The sequence below is a fragment of the Micromonospora purpureochromogenes genome (assembly GCF_900091515.1).
Taxonomy (GTDB): Bacteria; Actinomycetota; Actinomycetes; order Mycobacteriales; family Micromonosporaceae; genus Micromonospora; species Micromonospora purpureochromogenes.
The window spans coordinates 4,791,056-4,807,966 of sequence record NZ_LT607410.1 but is presented as its reverse complement, the minus strand read 5'-3'; the positions used below and the strand labels follow the sequence as shown (position 1 = coordinate 4,807,966).

General features: G+C 74.4%; 15 protein-coding genes. 9 read left to right on the top strand and 6 right to left on the bottom strand.

The window, feature by feature from the left end; genetic code table 11:
- Positions 1-186: 186 nt before the first annotated feature.
- The 5 genes from GA0074696_RS22200 to GA0074696_RS22180 are packed head-to-tail and all read left to right on the top strand — an operon-like array spanning position 187 to position 4,754.
- A complete protein-coding gene (locus tag GA0074696_RS22200; protein WP_088962889.1) occupies positions 187-450 on the top strand; it encodes a DUF6343 family protein in 264 nt (87 codons plus the stop codon).
- A 12-nt stretch (positions 451-462) separates the two neighbouring features.
- Positions 463-1,875: an NADP-dependent succinic semialdehyde dehydrogenase gene (locus tag GA0074696_RS22195; protein ID WP_088962888.1), complete on the top strand. Its 1,413-nt coding sequence runs from the start codon at positions 463-465 to the stop codon at positions 1,873-1,875.
- A gap of 42 nt (positions 1,876-1,917) precedes the next feature.
- Entirely contained in the window at positions 1,918-2,883 is a 966-nt protein-coding gene (locus GA0074696_RS22190) for a TIGR03885 family FMN-dependent LLM class oxidoreductase (RefSeq protein WP_088962887.1), read from the top strand.
- 36 nt (positions 2,884-2,919) lie between these two features.
- Positions 2,920-4,500, top strand: coding sequence for a Na+/H+ antiporter (locus GA0074696_RS22185; RefSeq protein ID WP_088962886.1), 1,581 nt, complete (start codon positions 2,920-2,922; stop codon positions 4,498-4,500).
- Positions 4,497-4,754 (top strand): UBP-type zinc finger domain-containing protein, encoded by a 258-nt coding sequence (locus GA0074696_RS22180; protein WP_088962885.1) that lies wholly within the window; start codon positions 4,497-4,499, stop codon positions 4,752-4,754. The genes GA0074696_RS22185 and GA0074696_RS22180 overlap by 4 nt, the downstream gene beginning before the upstream one ends.
- A gap of 73 nt (positions 4,755-4,827) precedes the next feature.
- Here GA0074696_RS22180 and GA0074696_RS22175 read toward each other — a convergent pair whose 3' ends face one another.
- On the bottom strand, positions 4,828-5,361 hold the full coding sequence (locus GA0074696_RS22175) for a GNAT family N-acetyltransferase (protein WP_088964719.1): 534 nt from the start codon (positions 5,359-5,361) through the stop codon (positions 4,828-4,830).
- Between the two features lie 13 nt (positions 5,362-5,374).
- The gene (locus GA0074696_RS22170; RefSeq protein WP_157746083.1) at positions 5,375-6,649 is read right to left on the bottom strand and encodes an MFS transporter; all 1,275 of its coding nucleotides are present in this window, start codon (positions 6,647-6,649) and stop codon (positions 5,375-5,377) included.
- A 24-nt stretch (positions 6,650-6,673) separates the two neighbouring features.
- Between GA0074696_RS22170 and GA0074696_RS22165 the strand changes: the two genes are divergently transcribed.
- Both GA0074696_RS22165 and GA0074696_RS22160 read left to right on the top strand, forming a co-directional pair.
- Positions 6,674-7,990, top strand: a complete 1,317-nt coding sequence (locus GA0074696_RS22165; protein ID WP_407940505.1) for a snapalysin family zinc-dependent metalloprotease — start codon at positions 6,674-6,676, stop codon at positions 7,988-7,990.
- 257 nt (positions 7,991-8,247) lie between these two features.
- Positions 8,248-8,760: a GNAT family N-acetyltransferase gene (locus GA0074696_RS22160; protein ID WP_231925111.1), complete on the top strand. Its 513-nt coding sequence runs from the start codon at positions 8,248-8,250 to the stop codon at positions 8,758-8,760.
- Between the two features lie 142 nt (positions 8,761-8,902).
- Here GA0074696_RS22160 and GA0074696_RS22155 read toward each other — a convergent pair whose 3' ends face one another.
- A complete protein-coding gene (locus GA0074696_RS22155; protein ID WP_407940504.1) occupies positions 8,903-11,512 on the bottom strand; it encodes a glycoside hydrolase family 9 protein in 2,610 nt (869 codons plus the stop codon).
- Positions 11,513-11,752: 240 nt separating this feature from the next.
- Here GA0074696_RS22155 and GA0074696_RS22150 point away from each other — a divergent pair, with 240 nt between their 5' ends.
- Positions 11,753-12,478: a PP2C family protein-serine/threonine phosphatase gene (locus GA0074696_RS22150; RefSeq protein WP_088962883.1), complete on the top strand. Its 726-nt coding sequence runs from the start codon at positions 11,753-11,755 to the stop codon at positions 12,476-12,478.
- Between the two features lie 12 nt (positions 12,479-12,490).
- Here the strand turns inward: GA0074696_RS22150 and hrpB are convergent, their stop codons facing one another.
- From hrpB to GA0074696_RS22135, 3 genes are read right to left on the bottom strand one after another with little or no spacing between them, the layout of a single operon-like run.
- Positions 12,491-15,007 carry an ATP-dependent helicase HrpB gene (hrpB, locus tag GA0074696_RS22145; RefSeq protein WP_088964716.1) on the bottom strand — a complete coding sequence of 839 codons (2,517 nt, stop codon included), beginning with the start codon at positions 15,005-15,007 and terminating at the stop codon, positions 12,491-12,493.
- Between the two features lie 24 nt (positions 15,008-15,031).
- Positions 15,032-15,232 carry a DUF397 domain-containing protein gene (locus GA0074696_RS22140; protein ID WP_088962882.1) on the bottom strand — a complete coding sequence of 67 codons (201 nt, stop codon included), beginning with the start codon at positions 15,230-15,232 and terminating at the stop codon, positions 15,032-15,034.
- A gap of 40 nt (positions 15,233-15,272) precedes the next feature.
- Entirely contained in the window at positions 15,273-16,115 is an 843-nt protein-coding gene (locus GA0074696_RS22135) for a helix-turn-helix domain-containing protein (protein WP_088962881.1), read from the bottom strand.
- A 144-nt stretch (positions 16,116-16,259) separates the two neighbouring features.
- Between GA0074696_RS22135 and GA0074696_RS22130 the strand changes: the two genes are divergently transcribed.
- On the top strand, positions 16,260-16,886 hold the full coding sequence (locus GA0074696_RS22130) for a GOLPH3/VPS74 family protein (RefSeq protein ID WP_088962880.1): 627 nt from the start codon (positions 16,260-16,262) through the stop codon (positions 16,884-16,886).
- Positions 16,887-16,911: the final 25 nt, after the last annotated feature.

The following is a 16,911-nucleotide window of genomic DNA, read 5'->3' as shown; positions in this document are numbered from 1 at the left end:
GTCCCGACCTCCCGGCGTCCGTCGGCCCAGGCCACGGTTCGCGGCGGGTGGCGGTGACGTCGGGGCGGGACGGCGCGCCACGCCGCAGACCGGGCCGGGGTCCGGCTCCGGGGTGGGACGGCGGCGCGTCGGTGCGGCGGCTGGGGCGGGCGGTTAGGGCCCGTCCTGCGGGGGTAGGCCGGAGGAATGACGAGATCGCAGCCCCGGCGTGCCCGTGGCACGGTCGGCCACGCGTACAGCGCGTTGAACCTCCGGCTCGCGCTGGCCCTGTTCGGCCTGGTCACCATGACCGTCTTCGCGGTACTGGCGTTCTGGGCCGACGTGGTCTGGCTGGGCGTGGTGTGCGCGGTCTTCGCCGTGGTCGCCGCGGTCGACCTGGTCGTCATCCAGCGCCGCCGCGCCGCGCGCCGCCGTGAGGAGCCGGGCGTGCGGCACTCACTCTTCGAGTGACAGGAGTACGAGATGCCCATCGCCACCACCAATCCCGCCACCGGCCAGCTGCTCAAGTCGTACGACCCGATGTCGGCCGAGCAGATCGACGCCGCGATCGACCGGGCCGACGTGGCGTTCCGGGATCTGCACGGCACCACGCTCGCCCAGCGGGCGCAGTGGATGAACGCCGCGGCCGACCTGCTCGACGCGGAACGCGACTCCACCGCCCGGCTGATGACCACCGAGATGGGCAAGGCGTACGTCGCGGCGCAGGCCGAGGTGACCAAGTGCGCCACCGCCTGCCGGTTCTACGCCGCCAACGCCGAGCGGATGCTCGCCGACGAGCCGGCCGACGCCGGCGCGGTCAAGGCCAGGCGGGCGTTCGTGCGGTACCAGCCGATCGGGCCGGTGCTCGCGGTGATGCCGTGGAACTTCCCGCTCTGGCAGGTGATGCGGTTCGCCGCGCCGGCGCTGATGGCCGGCAACACCGGCCTGCTCAAGCACGCCTCCAATGTGCCGCAGACCGCCCTCTACCTGGAGGAGTTGTTCCGCCGCGCCGGCTTCCCCGAGGGCGCGTTCACCACCCTGCTGGTCGGCTCGGAGGCCGTGGACCCGATCCTCAGCGACCCGCGGGTCCGCGCCGCCACGCTGACCGGCAGCGAGGGGGCGGGCCGCTCGATCGGCCAGATCGCCGGCCGGGAGCTGAAGAAGACGGTGCTGGAACTCGGCGGCAGCGACCCGTTCGTGGTGATGCCCTCGGCCGACCTGGACCGCGCCGCCGAGGTCGCCACCACCGCCCGCTGCCAGAACAACGGCCAGTCCTGCATCGCCGCCAAGCGGTTCATCGTGCACACCGACGTCTTCGACGCCTTCGCCGAGAAGTTCGCGGCCAACATGTCCGCGCTGCGGGTGGGCGACCCGATGGACGAGAACACCGATGTGGGGCCGCTGGCCAGCGAGGGCGGTCGGGACGAGATCCACGCCCAGGTGCAGGACGCGGTCGACCACGGCGCCACCGTGCTCTGCGGCGGCGAGAAGCCCGCCGGCGCCGGCTGGTTCTACCCGCCGACCGTGGTCACCGAGCTGAACCCGCGGATGCGGATGTGGTCGGAGGAGGTCTTCGGGCCGGTCGCCGGCCTGTTCCGGGTGTCGTCGTACGCCGAGGCGATCGAGGTCGCCAACGGCACCGCCTTCGGCCTCGGCTCGAACGCGTGGACCACGGACCCCCAGGAGCAGGAGCGCTTCGCCGTCGACCTGGACGCCGGCAGCGTGTTCATCAACGGGATGACCACCTCGTACCCGGAGCTGCCGTTCGGCGGGGTGAAGAACTCCGGCTACGGCCGCGAGCTGTCCGCGGTCGGCATGCGGGAGTTCTGCAACACCAAGACCGTCTGGGTGGGCGAGGGCGCGGCATCGGCCGGTGCCGGCGCGCACGCCGAGTAGCCCCGCTTTTCGCCGGACACCGTCATGGGTAGGGAGGAGCCCATGACGGTGTTCGGCTTCCATGCCTCCCACGAGCAGATCCACCCGAGCCGGCTGCTGGATGCGGTGATCCACGCCGAGCAGGCCGGCTTCGACGCCGCCATGTCCTCGGACCACTTCTCGCCGTGGAGCGCCCGGCAGGGCCAGTCCGGCTTCGCGTGGTCCTGGCTCGGCGCCGCCCTCCAGGCCACCAGCCTGCCGTTCGGCGTGGTCAACGCGCCCGGCCAGCGCTACCACCCGGCGATCATCGCGCAGGCGATCGGCACTCTCGGCGCGATGTACCCGGGCCGGTTCTGGGCCGCGCTGGGCACCGGCGAGGCGAGCAACGAGCACATCACCGGCGACGGCTGGCCGCGCAAGGACGTGCGCGCCGCCCGGCTGCGCGAGTGCGTCGACGTCATCCGGGCGCTGCTCGCCGGCGAGGAGGTCAGCCACGACGGCCTGGTCCGGGTCGACCGGGCCCGGCTCTGGACCCGCCCGGAGCAGCCGCCGGCCCTGATCGGCGCGGCGGTCAGCGTCGCCACCGCCCGCTGGTGCGCCGAGTGGGCGGACGGCCTGATCACCGTCAACGCGCCCACCGCACACCTGCGGCAGATGATCGACGCCTACCGGGACGCGGGCGGTCGCGGCCCGCTGCACCTGCAGGTGCACGTCAGCTGGGCGCCCGAGCAGGCCGAGGCGGAGGCGATCGCGTACGACCAGTGGCGCAGCAACGTCTTCGCCCCGCCGGTCTGCTGGGACCTGGACACCGCCGAGCACTTCGACGCGGTCTCCGAGCAGGTGCCGATGGAGAAGGTCGCCGAGGTCGTCAACATCTCGGCCGACACCGGCCGGCACGTCGGCTGGCTGGAGGAGTACGTCGAGCTCGGCTTCGACCAGATCGCCCTGCACCACGTCGGGCAGGAGCAGCGCGCCTTCATCGACACGTTCGGCGCGCAGGTGCTGCCGAAGCTGCGGACCACCGCCTGATCTCGTCCCGCCGGCGCGCCCCCTAGGCTCGTACCCATGGAGGCTCTGTTCGACGTCGTGGTCATCCTCGCGATCGCGACGTTCGGCGCGGCGCTGGCCCGGCGGCTGGGCGTGCTCGCGCCCATCCTGTTGGTGGTCCTCGGTCTCGCCCTGTCCTTCCTGCCCGGCTTCCCGCAGGTGCGGCTCGACCCGGACCTGGTCCTGGTCGGCATCCTGCCGCCGCTGCTCTACGTCGCGGCCCTGGAGACGTCGGTGCCGGCGTTCCGGCTCAACCTGCGGCCGATCCTGCTGCTCGCGGTGGGGCTGGTGTTGTTCACCGCGTTCGTGGTGGGCACGGTCGTGCACCTGCTCCTGCCGGACCTGCCGTACGCGATCTGCCTGGCGCTCGGCGCGGTGGTGGCGCCGCCCGACGCGATCGCCGCCACCGCGGTGGCCCGGCGGGTCGGGCTGCCCCGCCGGATCGTCACCATTCTGGAGGGCGAGAGCCTGCTCAACGACGCGACGGCGCTGGTGCTGCTCCGCGTCTCGATCATCGCCGCGACGGCCAGCGGTGGCCGGGTGGAGTTCGGGGAGGTGGCCCTGGAGGTGCTGCGCTCCGCCGGCGGCGGCGTCCTGGTGGGCCTGCTCGGCGTGGTGGTCTTCGGCTACCTGCACCACCGGACCTCCGACGCGCTGCTGGACAACGCCCTGTCGCTGATCGTGCCGTTCGCGGTGGTTCTCGCCGCGGAGGGGATCCACGCCTCCGGGGTGGTCGCCGTCGTGGTGACCGGGCTCGGCATCGGCCACAAGATGCCGCGGCTGCTGTCGGCGGCCTCCCGGCTCCAGATCGGCGCGTTCTGGCGGCTGGCCCGGTTCCTGCTGGAGGGGCTGGTCTTCCTGCTGGTCGGCCTCCAGTTGCGCGACGTGGTGCGCGACCTCGACGAGCCGCTCGGCCGGCTGACCGTCGTCACCGGGGCGGTGCTGCTCGCCGTCCTCCTGTCCCGGTTCGTCTGGCTCTTCCCCGCCACCTACCTGGCCCGGCTGGTGCCGCGGGTGCGGCGGCGGGATCCGGCCCCGCCGTGGCGGGTGCCGATCGTCCTGGGCTGGGCCGGGATGCGCGGGGTGGTGACCCTGGCCGCCGCGCTGGCCCTGCCGCTGACCCTGGCCGGCGGCCGGCCGTACCAGCGGGAGCTGTTCATCTGGCTGGCCTTCGCGGTGATCGTGGTGACCCTGGTGGCGCAGGGCGCCACCCTGCCGGTGGTGGCCCGCCGGCTCAAGCTGCCGCCGGACGACCCGGTGCAGGACGCGCTCTCCGCCGCGGCGGTGCAGCAGCAGGCCAGCAAGGCCGCCCGGGACCGGCTGTACGAGCTGGCGCCCGGCGCGCCGTCGTCGGTGGTGGAGCGGTTGCGCGAGCTGCTGGAGGCACGGACCAATCTGGCCTGGGAACAGCTCGGCGGCGGCGGCCGGGAGACCCCCTCCCAGGCGTACGGCCGGCTGCGGCACGAGATGATCGACGCCGAGCGGGAGGTGTTCCGGGCCGCGCGCGACTCCGGGCGGATCCCCGAGGAGGTGCTGGTGCGGGCCTACCGTGACCTGGACCTGGAGGAGTCGTTGCTGACCCGGGAGGTTGACGAATGAGTTGCCAGCACCTGACCGAGGCGGGGAACCCCGAGCCGCAGACCGAGGACGCCTGCCCGGACTGCGTCGCCATCGGCAACGACTACTGGGTGCACCTGCGCGCCTGCCTGAGCTGCGGGCACGTCGGCTGCTGCGACTCCTCGCCGTACCAGCACGCGACGAAGCACTTCGAGTCCAGCGGGCACCCGGTGATGCGCTCCATCCAGCCGGGGGAGACCTGGCGGTGGTGCTTCGTGGACGAGGAGATCGGCTGAGCGGTCCGCGGCGACGCCCCACTGCCGGCCGGCCGGACGAGATGGCGGGTCGGCCCGGGGGGGGTGCACCGGCTCAGGGCAGGCGGCGGGCGAGCACCTGGCCGGGCCATGGCTCGCGGCCGGGGCGCTCCACCGTGAACGGGTCGGTGGCGGTGAAGCCACAGCTCTCGTAGAAGCCGACGAGTGCCCGGTCCCCGCCGGCGTAGCAGTCCACCCGCAGCAGGTCCAGGCCGCGTTCGCGGGCCAGTTCCGCCGCGTGGGCCAGCAGCCGGGCCCCGATTCCCCGGCCGGCGTATGCCCGGTCGGTGACCAGCAGGTTGACGTACAGCTCCGGCGCGGTGGGCGGGGGAACGTAGTCGGTCGCCGCGCCGACCACCAGTGCACCGACCGGGGTGTCGCCGAGCAGGGCCAGGTGGAGTCCCCCGCCCGCCGCCCAGCTGTCGGCCTGGGCGATCCGGCGCGGATCGCCGGAAGCGGGCTCGGTGCCCCACTGACCGGTGCGACCCCGGGCCACCAGCCATGCGGTGGCGGCGTCGAGCAGTCGCAGCACGGTGGCCGCGTCGGCCGGGCCGCCGGGCCGGATGGTGACGGTTCGCTGATCGGTCATGGTCGACATGCTGCTACAGCGATGCGGGTCGATGCGCGACGTGTCCGCCGGAACCGGAAGCCGCTCGTCGGTCCCGGCTGGCGACCGCCCACCGCGTCAGGGCCGGGACGAGCAACCCGACGGCGGCGAACAGCGCGGCCACGCCGCACCATCCAGTGACCCCGCCGTCCAGCACCGCCCAGGTCAGCAGCGCCGGTCCGACGGCCCGGGCCAGGCCGGCGAGCAACCCGTCCACCCCCTGGTACGCCCCGATCGACTCCGGCGCGGCCAGGCCGTAGGCCAACCCCGCGCCGGCGGTGCTGTGCCACAGGTCGCCGACGGTGTAGACGGCGGTGGCGAGCAGCAGCAGGCCGGTCGCCGGCCCGGCCGGCCTGCCGGTGGTGGCCGAGTACAGCAGCATCGCCATCGCCAGCACCAGGCCGGCCCGGCGCATCGCCGCGGCGGCCGGGACGGCGGTGTCCGCGCCCCGGGCGAGCCGCACCGCCAGCAGCACCGTGAGCGACGTGTTGACCAGCAGCACCGCCGACACCACGGCAGGTGGGGCCCCGGTCCGGCTCACCGTCCACAGCGGCACGACCAGGGTGAGCACCGTCGCGTGCAGTGCCAGCACGGCCGACGCCCCGCTGACGGCCAGGAACGGCGGGTCCCGCAGCGCCCGCGCCCGACCCGACGTCGCCGGCCGCGCCGGCGTCGCTGTGGGCGGGTAGCCGGGCAGTCGCATCAGCAGCGCCGCCGACACCAGATAGGTTGTCGCGTTGCCGACCACCAGCACCTGGTACGCCAGATGGGTGTCGGCCGCCAGGGCGAACCCGGCCAGCCCGGCGCCGAGCGCGATGCCGAGGTTCGCCACCGCGCGCAGGGTGGCGAACGCGTGCACCCGCCCCTCGGGTCCACCGACGGCGGCGACCAGGGCGGCGCGGACCGCGAGGTTGCCGGCGGTGAGCAGCGCGTCCAGCACCGCCACCACCAGGAACGCGGGGAAGGACGCGACCAGCAGGTACGCCCCGGCGACCGCGGCCTGCAGCAGTTGCACGAGCGCGCGCAGCGTACGCGGGTCGCGGCGGTCGGCCAGTCCGCCGAGCGGGACGGCGGCGGTCAGCCCCAGCAGCCCGGCGAGGGTGAGCCCCAGCCCGACCGAGGCGGGACTCAGCCCGACGTCCCGGGTCAGGTAGAGGGGCGCGCCCGCCAGCCAGAGCCCCGAGCCGACGGTGTTGGCGAGCGTGGCCAGGGCCAGGGTGCGCAGCCGGCCGGGCGGCGGCAGTGGCGACCAGCGCGTGTGGACCCTCATGGGTCGACGGTAGGGGCCCAGCTGATGCCGCCGGTGTCCCGGCGCGGGCGACGACGGTCACATCCATGGCCGGCATATGACGATTCCGGTATTCCACAGACACCCATCGATGCGTCTAGCATCAATGGACATTTATCGATGGGAGGTCGGATGTTCCGACGACACAATCTTCCGCGTACGGCGGGCGCCCTGCTCGCGATGGTGCTGGCGGCGCTCGGCCTGGTGGCGGTCGAGGCGACGACGGCCTCGGCGGCCGTCCGGACCGTCTACTACGACGCCAGCCGGGCCGGCGAGTTCCGCACCAACTTCGACCAGGCCGCCACGATCTGGAACAGCTCGGTGAGCACCGTCCGACTCGCGCCGCGTACGCCCGGCAACGTCACCATCTACGTCGACGACGGCTGGCCCCGGGCGCAGCCGACCGGGCTCGGCTCCGGCCGGGTGTGGATGGGCCGGCAGGCGGTGAACCAGGGGTACGACCGGACCCGGATCGCCACCCACGAGATGGGCCACATCCTCGGCCTGCCCGACCGGCGTACCGGGCTCTGCTCCGACCTGATGTCCGGCAGCAGCGCGCCGGTGTCCTGCCGGAACGCGTACCCGAGCGCCGCCGAGGCGTCCCGGGTCAACTCGCTGTTCGGCGGCACGCTCACCGCGCCCACCACCGGGGTCAGCTACACCTGGACCGGCGCCGAGGATCCCGGGCCGTTCGTGGTCGGTGGCCGCCCGGCCAGCGAGAACTACCCGTGGATGGTCTACGTCTCCGGCTGCACCGGCACGCTGATCAAGGCGAACTGGGCGGTCACCGCCCGGCACTGCTCGACCCCGTCGTCGGTGCGGGTGGGCAGCGTCAACCGCACCACCGGCGGGACCGTGGTCCGGGTGAGCAGGGCGGTGAGCCACCCGTCCGTGGACGTCAAGCTGCTGCAACTGGCCAGCTCGGTCAGCTACGCCCCAGCGCCGATCCCCGGCACCTCCGGCGCCGTCGGCACGGCCACCCGGATCATCGGTTGGGGGCAGACCTGCCCGCAACGGGGCTGCGGCTCCGCGCCCGCGGTCGCCAACGAGCTCGACACCTCCATCGTCGCGGACAGCCGCTGCAGCGGCATCAACGCGACGTACGAGATCTGCACCAACAACACGAACGGCAACTCCGGCGCCTGCTACGGCGACTCCGGCGGCCCGCAGGTGCGGCGGATCAACGGGGTGTGGAACCTGATCGGCGCCACCAGCCGGGCCGGCAACAACAACCCCACCTGCGCCACCGGCCCGTCCATCTACGTCGACCTGCCGTCGATCCGCTCCTGGATCAACACCCAGGTGGGCGGCCTGCCTGCCTGAGCGCGACCCGTACCCCCGGGGTGTCCGTTCCTTCCGCAACGGGCGCGGACGCCCCACCGGGCCGCCCCGGCCGCCGCCGTTCCCGGAGGCGGTCGCGGCGGCCCGGTTCGCTCGGCGTTACCGCCAACCGCTCGGGCGCGGCCGGGCAGCCCGGGCCGGGCGGCGTGACCGCGGCCGGTCCGGGCGGGCGGTCCGGGTCGGCCGGGCGGCTCGAAATTCGGTGGGCGGCAACCGCCGCAGGTGGTTGGGTCTGGGCCGTGGAGCGGATCAGAACGGCCCGGACGGACCAACTCGTTGACCTGCAACGGATCGAGGTGGCCTCCGGCGCGCCGTTCCGGGAGATCGGCATGGTCGACATCGCCGACGCGCCGCCGCTCGACCTGGACGTGCTCGGGGAGGGGCAGCGGGCCGGCCGGGTCTGGGTGGCGGTCGGGCCGGACGACCAGCCGATCGCCTTCGCCGTGGCGCACCCGGTCGACGGCTGCGCCCACGTCCAGCAGCTCAGCGTCCACCCCACCCACGCCCGCCGGGGCGTCGGCCGGCGGCTGCTCGACCACGTGGCCGGCTGGGCGGAGCAGCGGGATCTGCCGGCGCTGACGCTGACCACTTTCCGCAGCGTGCCGTGGAACGCGCCGTACTACGCCCGTTGCGGCTTCGTCGCGCTGTCAGCGGCGGAGGTCGGCCCCGGCCTGGCGGAGGTGCTGGCGGCCGAGGCGGCGCTGGGGCTCGACATGACCGACCGGGTCGCGATGCGCCGGCCGACGCCCTAACGGTCGCCGCCGCCGAACGCCTCACTCCGCCCCGAAGTGGCGGCAGTTTCACGGAAAGAGTGGCCTTCCGGAGCCGGGAGGCCACTCTTTCCGTGAATTTGCGCGGATCTTTGACCGGCGGCGCGGGGCGCCGGGGTGGGGGTCAGGGCAGGGTGCAGGCGGCGCCGTTGAGGGTGATCAGGTTGGGGGCGGGGTTGGCGAGGGTGCCGGCCTTGCCGAGCAGGCCGAAGGTGATGCTGCCGCCGGGCGGGATCTTCCCGTTGTACGCCAGGTTCCGGGCCGTCACGGTGGCACCGGACTGACTGACCTGGGCCGTCCACGCCTGCTCGACCTTCTGGTCGCCGGTGAAGGCGTACCGGACGGTCCAGCCGTTCACCGCGCTCGTGCCGGTGTTGCGGATGGTCACCTGGGTGTTGAAGCCGTCCGGCCAGCCGCCGTGCACCTGGTACGTGGCGGCGCAGCTCTGCGCGGGCACCGCCCCGGCGTCGCCCTGGTCGGCGAGGAACGAGGCGAGCCAGGCCAGCGCCGAGTTCCAGTTGATCGCCACCTCGTTGGTCGCGTACGAGTTGATGTCGTCGACGTAGCAGAACATCGGCTTGCAGCCGGCGAGCAGCTGGGCGGCGTACGGATCCTGGAGGGCGGCGTTCGGGCCGCCGGCCAGCGAACCGGCCGGCGGATTCGGCAGGTTCGGGTCCAGCTGGTGGGCGAAGATCCGGCTGTGCTGGTTGCGGGCGTGCTGCTCGCCCCAGCCGGTCACGTACGACATGTTGAGCGCGTTGCGGCCGAGCAGGTAGTCCATCGCCTGCACCGCCCCGTCGCGGTAGGTCGCGTTCCGGGTCAGGTCGAAGGCGGTGGCCAGCACGATCGCGTTGTTGACGACGGTGCTGTTGCTGCCCCACACGTAGCTGCCGGCGTCAGCGGGCAGCGGCAGGCCGTACGCCTCGGCGCGCAGCGCCGCCAGGTACCGGTCGGCGGCCTCGGTCACCGAGGCGCGGATCCGGGCCTTCTCGGCGGCCGGCAGGCCGTTCGGCACGGTGGCCAGGTCGAGGCGGCCGAGGGCGGCCACGCTCTGCCAGCCGAAGGCTCCGCCGGCGGCGAAGACGTCGCCGCCGTGGTGCGGCGAGGCGGCCAGGTCGTCCAGATAGCTCTTCTTTCCGGTGGTCAGGTACAGCTCGACCGCCGCCCAGTAGAACTCGTCGGTGACGCTGGTGTCGTCGTACGCCCCGCCGCCGGTGCCGTCGGCCGCGCTGGCGTAGCTCGCCGGGTGCGCCTTGGCCGCCGCGTACGCGGTCCTCGCGGCGGTGCCGCAGCGGGCGGCGAAGGCGGCGTCGTAGGGGGCGAAGAGGCGGGCGCACTGGGCGGCGACGGCGGCCAGGTTGAGGGTGGCCGCGGTGGACGGCGGGTGCAGCTCGCGCGGCTGCGGGTCCTCGTGCGGGGCCAGCGGCAACCCGGTCCAGTTCCGGTCGTGGATCTTGTGGTGGGCCATCCCGGCGAGCGGCCGGCCGGCCGGCACCTGCATGCGCAGCAGGAACTCGAGCTCCCAGCGGGCCTCGTCGAGCACGTCGGGGACCCCGTTGCCGCGCTCGGGCACCCGCAGGGTCGCGTCGCCCAGCGCCGCGCCGCCGTCGGCGGTCTCCGCCGTCTTGGTCCGCTCGAAGGTGTTCAGCAGCTGGTAGGTGGCGATGCCGCCGTTGACCACGTACTTGCCGTGGTCGCCGGCGTCGTACCAGCCGCCCCGCACGTCGAGGGAGTAGTCGCAGACGCCGGGCTGGCAGGACACCTCGGTGTCGCCCTGGTTGGGTGCGACGCCGACGTGGCCGGCCGGGCGGGCGTACTCGGCGCCGATCAGGTCGCCGTCGATCGGGATGCCGCTGCGCTGGGCGTAGAAGAACTGGAGGGAGTCGGCGCGCAGCCGGTCGTAGCGGTCGCCGGAGATGTCGAACGGGTGGCTGGTCTCGCCGTCGGCGACCAAGGTGTAGCCGGTGCCCGGCGTGCGGTACGCGGAGAAGTCGACGGTCTGCACGTGCTGCCCGGAGGCGGCGTCCACCCCGTGCGTGGTGCTCTCGCCGCTGGCCACCACCGCGCCGGCGGCGGACCGCAGCTCCCAGCGCAGCGCGTCGGTCGCCTCGGTCACCACGGTGGCGTTCTTCGGCCCGCCCGGCAGGTAGCCGACCTGGTTGACCCGGACCCGGGGGCCGGTGTCCGGCTGGTAGGGCGGGGCCACCTCGCCGCCGCGCAGCGAGACGTTGTCGAGGCAGATCCGCTGCTCGGCGGCGGACCCGCCGACCTGGAAGATCAGCTGCGCGGCAGGGTTGTCGTCCGGCACGGTGAAGGTCTGCCCGACCCGGGTGCTCTCGGAGCCGGCGGTGGCGCCCACGGCCGCGTACGTGGTGTAGGGGGCGCTGCCGAGCTGGAGGACGGCCTTGACGGCGGCGCCGGGGATGGCGGAGACGTCGAAGCCCAGCCGGTACTCCGCGCCGGCGTTGAGCCGTACCCCGTCCTGGCCGATGCCGGCGTCCCAGGGGTTGGCCGACCCGCCGGGGACGGTGGTGCAGAGCCGGCCGTCGGCCGCGTCCAGCGTTCCGGTGCCGTAGGAGAACCAGGGGGAGACACCGGCGCTGAAGTCGCCGTTGCTGAGCTGTTCGGGTGCGTCCGGCGGGACCTCGGCGTGCGCCACGCCGGCGCCGGCGCTGGTGAGGGCCAGGGCGGTCGCCGTCAATAACGCGAGATGGCGGCGTCGGATTGGGATCACGGGGATTCCTTCCGGGCGGGGGAGCGGTGAGGTCGGGGAGGAGCGACGGCTGGGAGCGCTCCCAGCTTCGTCCCGATGTTTCCAGCGCAGCTCGTCCGTGTCAATTGATCGGGCTGGATGACCTTCCGGCCGGGATCGGCGGCTCCGGGAACGTGAAGGACAGTGAGATTCGCCGCGCCACGACCCGTCGTCGTGATCTCCTAGAGACAACAGCGCCCTTCGCCTGGCAGGCTGCCTCCCATGACCCTGAAGCTTCGTTCCGTCGGGACGAGCGACCGTGGGCTGATCCGCAGCGGAAACCAGGACGCCCTGCACGCCGGTGCCTGGCTCGTCGCCGTCGCCGACGGCATGGGCGGGATGGCGGCCGGCGACCTGGCCAGCCGGATCGCCATCGACGCGATCGCCCCCCTGGACGTGGAGACCCCCGAGGACGCTCTGGTGGCGGCGCTGCAGGGCGGCATCGAGCTGGCCACCGCGCGGATCCGCCAGGCGGTCGCCGAGGATCCGGAACGACAGGGCATGGGCACCACACTGACCGCCCTGCTCTTCTCCCGGACCGGCAGCTGCCTCGCCCTGGCCCACATCGGCGACTCCCGGGCCTACCTGTTCCGCGAGGGCACCCTCAAGCAGGTCACCCGGGACGACACCTTCGTGCAGATGCTCGTCGACCAGGGCGTGATCGGCCCCGAGGAGGCCGCCAGCCACCCCCGGCGGGCGGTGGTCACCCAGGCGCTGCAGGGTGAGGACGTCTCCCCGGCGTACGCGACCATGGTCCCCTGGGCGGGGGACCGCTGGCTGCTGTGCAGCGACGGCCTCTCCAACGTGGTCCGCCCGGACACCCTCGCCGAGGTGCTGGCCGAGACCGCCGACCGGGAGCTGTGCGCCCGCCGTCTGATCGACCTCGCGCTGCGGGCCGGCGGCCCGGACAACGTCACCGTGCTGATCGCCGACATCGTCGAGGAGTGAGCCGGAGCCGGTTCAGCGGCGCCGGGGTGTGGCGTGCCGGGTGGGCGTGGCGCTGCCCGGGTCCTCCGGCCACGGGTGGCGCGGGTAGCGGCCGCGCAGCTCGGCGCGGACCTGCGGGTACCCGGTACGCCAGAACGACGCCAGGTCGGCGGTGACCGCCACCGGCCGGCCGGCCGGGGAGAGCAGGTGCAGCAGCACCGGCACCCGGCCGTCGGCGATCCGGGGCGCGGCCGGCCAGCCGAACGTCTCCTGGAGCTTCACCGCCAGCACCGGCGCCGCCGGGTCCGCGTAGTCGAGGCGGATCTTCGAGCCGCTGGGCACCTCGATCCGCTCCGGCGCCAGCTCGTCGAGCCGGGCCGCCTGGCGCCAGGGCAGCAGCCGGCGCAGCGCGGCGGCCACGTCGACCCGGGACAGGTCGGTCCGCCGTCGCGCGGCGGCCAGCTCCGGGCCGAGCCAGTCGTCGACGGCCGCGAGCAGCGCGTCGTCGCTGACCTCGGGCCACTGGTCGCCGAGCGCCCGCCGACAGAACGCCATCCGCTCCCGCAGCGCCCGGGCCGCCGGCGTCCAGGTCAACAGCGACAGCCCCTCCTGGCGCAGCCCGTCGCGCAGCGCCGCCGCCAGCAACGCCGGCTCCGGCCGGGCCAGCGGGCGGGTCAGCAGCTCGATCGCACCCAGCCGGACCACCTCCCGGGCCACCACGTCACCGTCGACCCAGCCGACCTCCCGCGCCTCGCGCAGCAGCGGTCGGCCCGCCTCCCGGGCGGTGGCCTCGTCCAAGCCCGCCGCCAGCCGCACCCGGGCGGTCGGCGCCCCGGGTGACCGGTCGGCCACCGCGACGGCCAACCAGTCGACGCCCGCCAGCCCCGACCCGGGCGCCAGCTCCGCCGCCGTCCCACCCGCCATCAGGTACGACCGCCCGCTGGCCCGGCGGACCCGGGCCAGCCGTTCCGGGTACGCCAGCCCCACCAGCAGCCCGGCGGCCAGGTCGTCGGGCAGGTGGTCCCGGCCTCCCGACCCGGTGCCGCCGGTGGGCAGGGCGGCGCGCAGCCGGCGTACCTCGGTCCGCCAGCGGGCGGTGGCCCCCGGGTCGGCGTTGCCGCGCAGCCGCCGCCAGCCGGCGACCAGGTCGTCGTCCCGGCCGGTCAGGCCCTCCTCGGCCAGCAGCGCGACCAGCTCCGCCGCCCGGTCGGCGCCGACCCGCGGCGCGCCGTCGAGCAGGGCCCGGCCCAGCCGGGGATGGGCACCCGCGGCCGCGATCGCCCGGCCCCGCGCGGTGATCCGACCGTCCGGATGGACGGCGCCGAGGCTGGCCAGCGTCTCCCGGGCCACCGTCAGCGCCGCCGGCGGGGGCCGGTCGGGCAGGGCCAGCCCCGTGCCGTCCGGGCTGCCCCAGGCCGCCAGCTCCAGGGCGAAGCCGGTCAGGTCGGCGGTGGCGATCTCCGGCTCGGGCTGCGCGGCCAGCCGCTCGTGGGTGGCCGCCGACCAGCAGCGGTAGACGTGGCCGGGTGCCTCCCGGCCGGCCCGGCCGGCGCGTTGCGTGGCGGCGGCCCGGGAGACCGGGACGGTGACCAGGGCGCCCAGGCCGCGGGACAGGTCGGTGCGCGCCACCCGGCTCAGCCCCGCGTCCACCACCACCCGGACGCCGGGCACGGTGAGGCTGCTCTCGGCCACCGAGGTGGCCAGCACCACCCGACGGCGGTCGGTCGGCCGCAGTGCCGCGTCCTGGGCGGCGCCGGGCAGCCGCCCGTGCAGCGGCAGGACGGCGACCCGGTCGGTCAGGTCCGCCAGCCGCCGGGCGACGCCGGCGATCTCGCCGGCCCCCGGCAGGAAGACCAGCAGATCCCCCTCGCGCTCGTGCAGCGCCCGCCGGACGGTGGCCGCCACGTGGTCGAGCAGGGCCGGATCCACCCGACCGGCACCGGGCGGGGTCACCGGCCGGGGTGGGGGCGCCCAGATCCGGGTGACCGGGTGCAGCGCCGCCTCGGCCCGGACCACCGGGACCGGCCGGTCCGCGCCGAGCAGCGCGGCGAACCGGTCCGCCTCCGGCGTCGCGGACATCGCCAGCAGCCACAGATCGGGGCGCAGGGCCGCCCGGGAGTCCACCGCGAAGGCCAGCGCCAGGTCCGCGTCGAGTTGCCGCTCGTGGACCTCGTCGAGCAGCACCGCGCCGACCCCGGGCAGCTCCGGGTCGTGATGCAGCCGGCGGACCAGCAGGCCGGTGGTGACCACCTCGATCCGGGTGCCGGGGCCGACCCGGCGCTCCCCGCGCACCGCGTATCCCACCCGGCCGCCGACCCGTTCGCCAAGCAGGTCGGCCATCCGGCGGGCCGCCGCGCGGGCGGCCACCCGACGCGGCTGGGCCACCACCACCCGGCCCTCGACCCGGTCGGCCACCGCGAGGGGCGCGAGCGTGGTCTTGCCGGTGCCGGGCGGCGCCACCAGCACCGCGCCGCCCGCTTCGGCCAGGGCGGCGACCAGCGCCGGCAGGACCGGACTTACCGGCAGTCTCAGGGGTACGTCGGAGAGCACGGTGCCCACTGTGGCACCCGGCGGTCAGCCGGGGCGCACCGCGTCGACGCCGGTGACGAAGGCGGCCCAGGTCGCGGACGAGAAGACCAGCAGCGGCCCGCCCCGGTCCTTGCTGTCGCGGACGGCGACCCGACCGTCGACGGTGGCGACCTCCACGCAGTTTCCGTTGCCACTGCTGCGCGTGCTGGTGCGCCAGTCCGCCCGGGTCAGGTCGAGCGCGGTCATTCCCGTACCTCTCGTCTTCTGCGGGCGTGCCGCAATGCGGTCACGCAAAGTTACGAGACGCGGCCTCCAGGCGGGCCACGGAGTCCGCCGGATCCAGTGCCATGCGGCACAGCTCCTCATGCACAAGGCTATACCCGCGCACGTGACCGGCATCCTCCAGAGCCAGCCCCATCGTGAGATTGTCCAGGTAGACCACGGAGGCGTCGGCGGCGTCGGCGAACTGCAGGATGACGTACGGGGTGCTCATCGCCGGATGCGCCCCGGCCGTGAATGGAAGTACGTAAATAGTCACGTTCGGTGATTGTGCGATTCGGGCCATGTGGGTCAGCTGCTCGGCCATCACCGCCGCACCGCCGACCGGGCGTAGCAGCACCGCCTCGTTGAGCACCACGGAGAGCTGGACCGGGGACTCCCGGCGCAGCACCTCCTGCCGGCGCAGCCGGGCGGCGACCTTGCGCTCCAGCCCCTCCTCGCCCGCGGTGCGCCGGTAGATCTCCCGCGCGTACGCCTCGGTCTGGAGCAGGCCGGGCACCGACTCCGCCTCGTACGTGCGCAGCGTCGCCGCCTCGGCCTCCAGTCCGACGTAGAACTCGAACCACTCCGGCAGCACGTCGCTGTAGTTCTGCCACCAGCCGCGCTGCTGCGCGCCGCGGGCGATCTCGATCAGCGCCTCCGCGTCCGCGCCGGTGACCGCGTACAGCGCCAGGGCGGCGCGCACGTCGCGCGGCTTGATGCCGATCTGGGCGTTCTCGATCCGGGACAGGTTGCTCTTGGACATGTCGAGCTGGCGGGCGGCGACGTCGAGCGTCATGCCGGCGCGCTCGCGCAGTTGACGAAGTTCGCGGGCGATCCGGCGGCGGCGGACGGTGGGGCTGGCGGTCACCCTCTGAGTCTGGCACGGCAAGATCCGCAGGTCGCGCCAGCACGGAGTGCAACCGTCGAATCCGGGAGTTGCAATGGTCGCAGGGTGCGGGCATCCTGTCACCCGGCGTCGATCACTTGTGGACAACCCGCGTTGGAGGCTCGTTTGCTCATCGCCGACGAGTTCTTCCTCATCGCCCACAACGACAGCCGGGGCAAGGCGAAACTGCACCCGGCCGCGACCGGGCTGGGGCTCGCCGGCGCCCTCCTCGGCGAGCTGATCCTGTTCGGACAGATCACCGTCTCCGGTGGGCTCGTCACGGTGCTGGACCGGCGTCCACCGCCGGACGCCCTGGCGCACACCGTGCTGGACCAGTTGATCGGCGAGTCGCAGCACCAGTCGCTGCGTACCTGGCTGAGTTTCCTGGCCCAGACGGCGACCACGTCGGTGGGGGAGCGGCTGGCCCGCGCCGGGGTGCTGCGCCGGCAGGAGAGCCGGCGGTTGCTGCGTACCAGCGTCAGCTACGTCCCGATCGACCTCAACGTGGTGGCCTGGCCGGCCACCCGGCTGCGCGCCCTGCTGGAACGGCCGGATCCCCCTGGCGTGCCGGACGCCGCCCTGCTCGGCCTGGTCTGCGCCGCCGGGCTGAGCCGGGAGGTGCTCTGGAGCGCCGGACCCCGGGCGCACCACCGGCTCGGTGTGCTCATCCCCGCCCTGCCCGCCCCGCTGCGGGAACTCGTCGCGCACACCGAGGCCGCCGTCGGCGCGGCCGTGCTGCGGGGCATTCCCTGACCTGCGCCACCACCATCCCCCTCAT

Excerpts from the sequence above, each read along its gene's own strand:
- GA0074696_RS22165 (WP_407940505.1), top strand. The coding sequence starts at position 6,674 with ATGCCGCCGGTGTCCCGGCGCGGGCGACGACGGTCACATCCATGGCCG.
- GA0074696_RS22180 (WP_088962885.1), top strand. The coding sequence starts at position 4,497 with ATGAGTTGCCAGCACCTGACCGAGGCGGGGAACCCCGAGCCGCAGACC.
- GA0074696_RS22150 (WP_088962883.1), top strand. The coding sequence starts at position 11,753 with ATGACCCTGAAGCTTCGTTCCGTCGGGACGAGCGACCGTGGGCTGATC.
- GA0074696_RS22185 (WP_088962886.1), top strand. The coding sequence starts at position 2,920 with ATGGAGGCTCTGTTCGACGTCGTGGTCATCCTCGCGATCGCGACGTTC.
- GA0074696_RS22190 (WP_088962887.1), top strand. The coding sequence starts at position 1,918 with ATGACGGTGTTCGGCTTCCATGCCTCCCACGAGCAGATCCACCCGAGC.
- GA0074696_RS22140 (WP_088962882.1), bottom strand. The coding sequence starts at position 15,232 with ATGACCGCGCTCGACCTGACCCGGGCGGACTGGCGCACCAGCACGCGC.
- GA0074696_RS22195 (WP_088962888.1), top strand. The coding sequence starts at position 463 with ATGCCCATCGCCACCACCAATCCCGCCACCGGCCAGCTGCTCAAGTCG.
- GA0074696_RS22200 (WP_088962889.1), top strand. The coding sequence starts at position 187 with ATGACGAGATCGCAGCCCCGGCGTGCCCGTGGCACGGTCGGCCACGCG.
- GA0074696_RS22175 (WP_088964719.1), bottom strand. The coding sequence starts at position 5,361 with ATGACCGATCAGCGAACCGTCACCATCCGGCCCGGCGGCCCGGCCGAC.
- GA0074696_RS22170 (WP_157746083.1), bottom strand. The coding sequence starts at position 6,649 with ATGAGGGTCCACACGCGCTGGTCGCCACTGCCGCCGCCCGGCCGGCTG.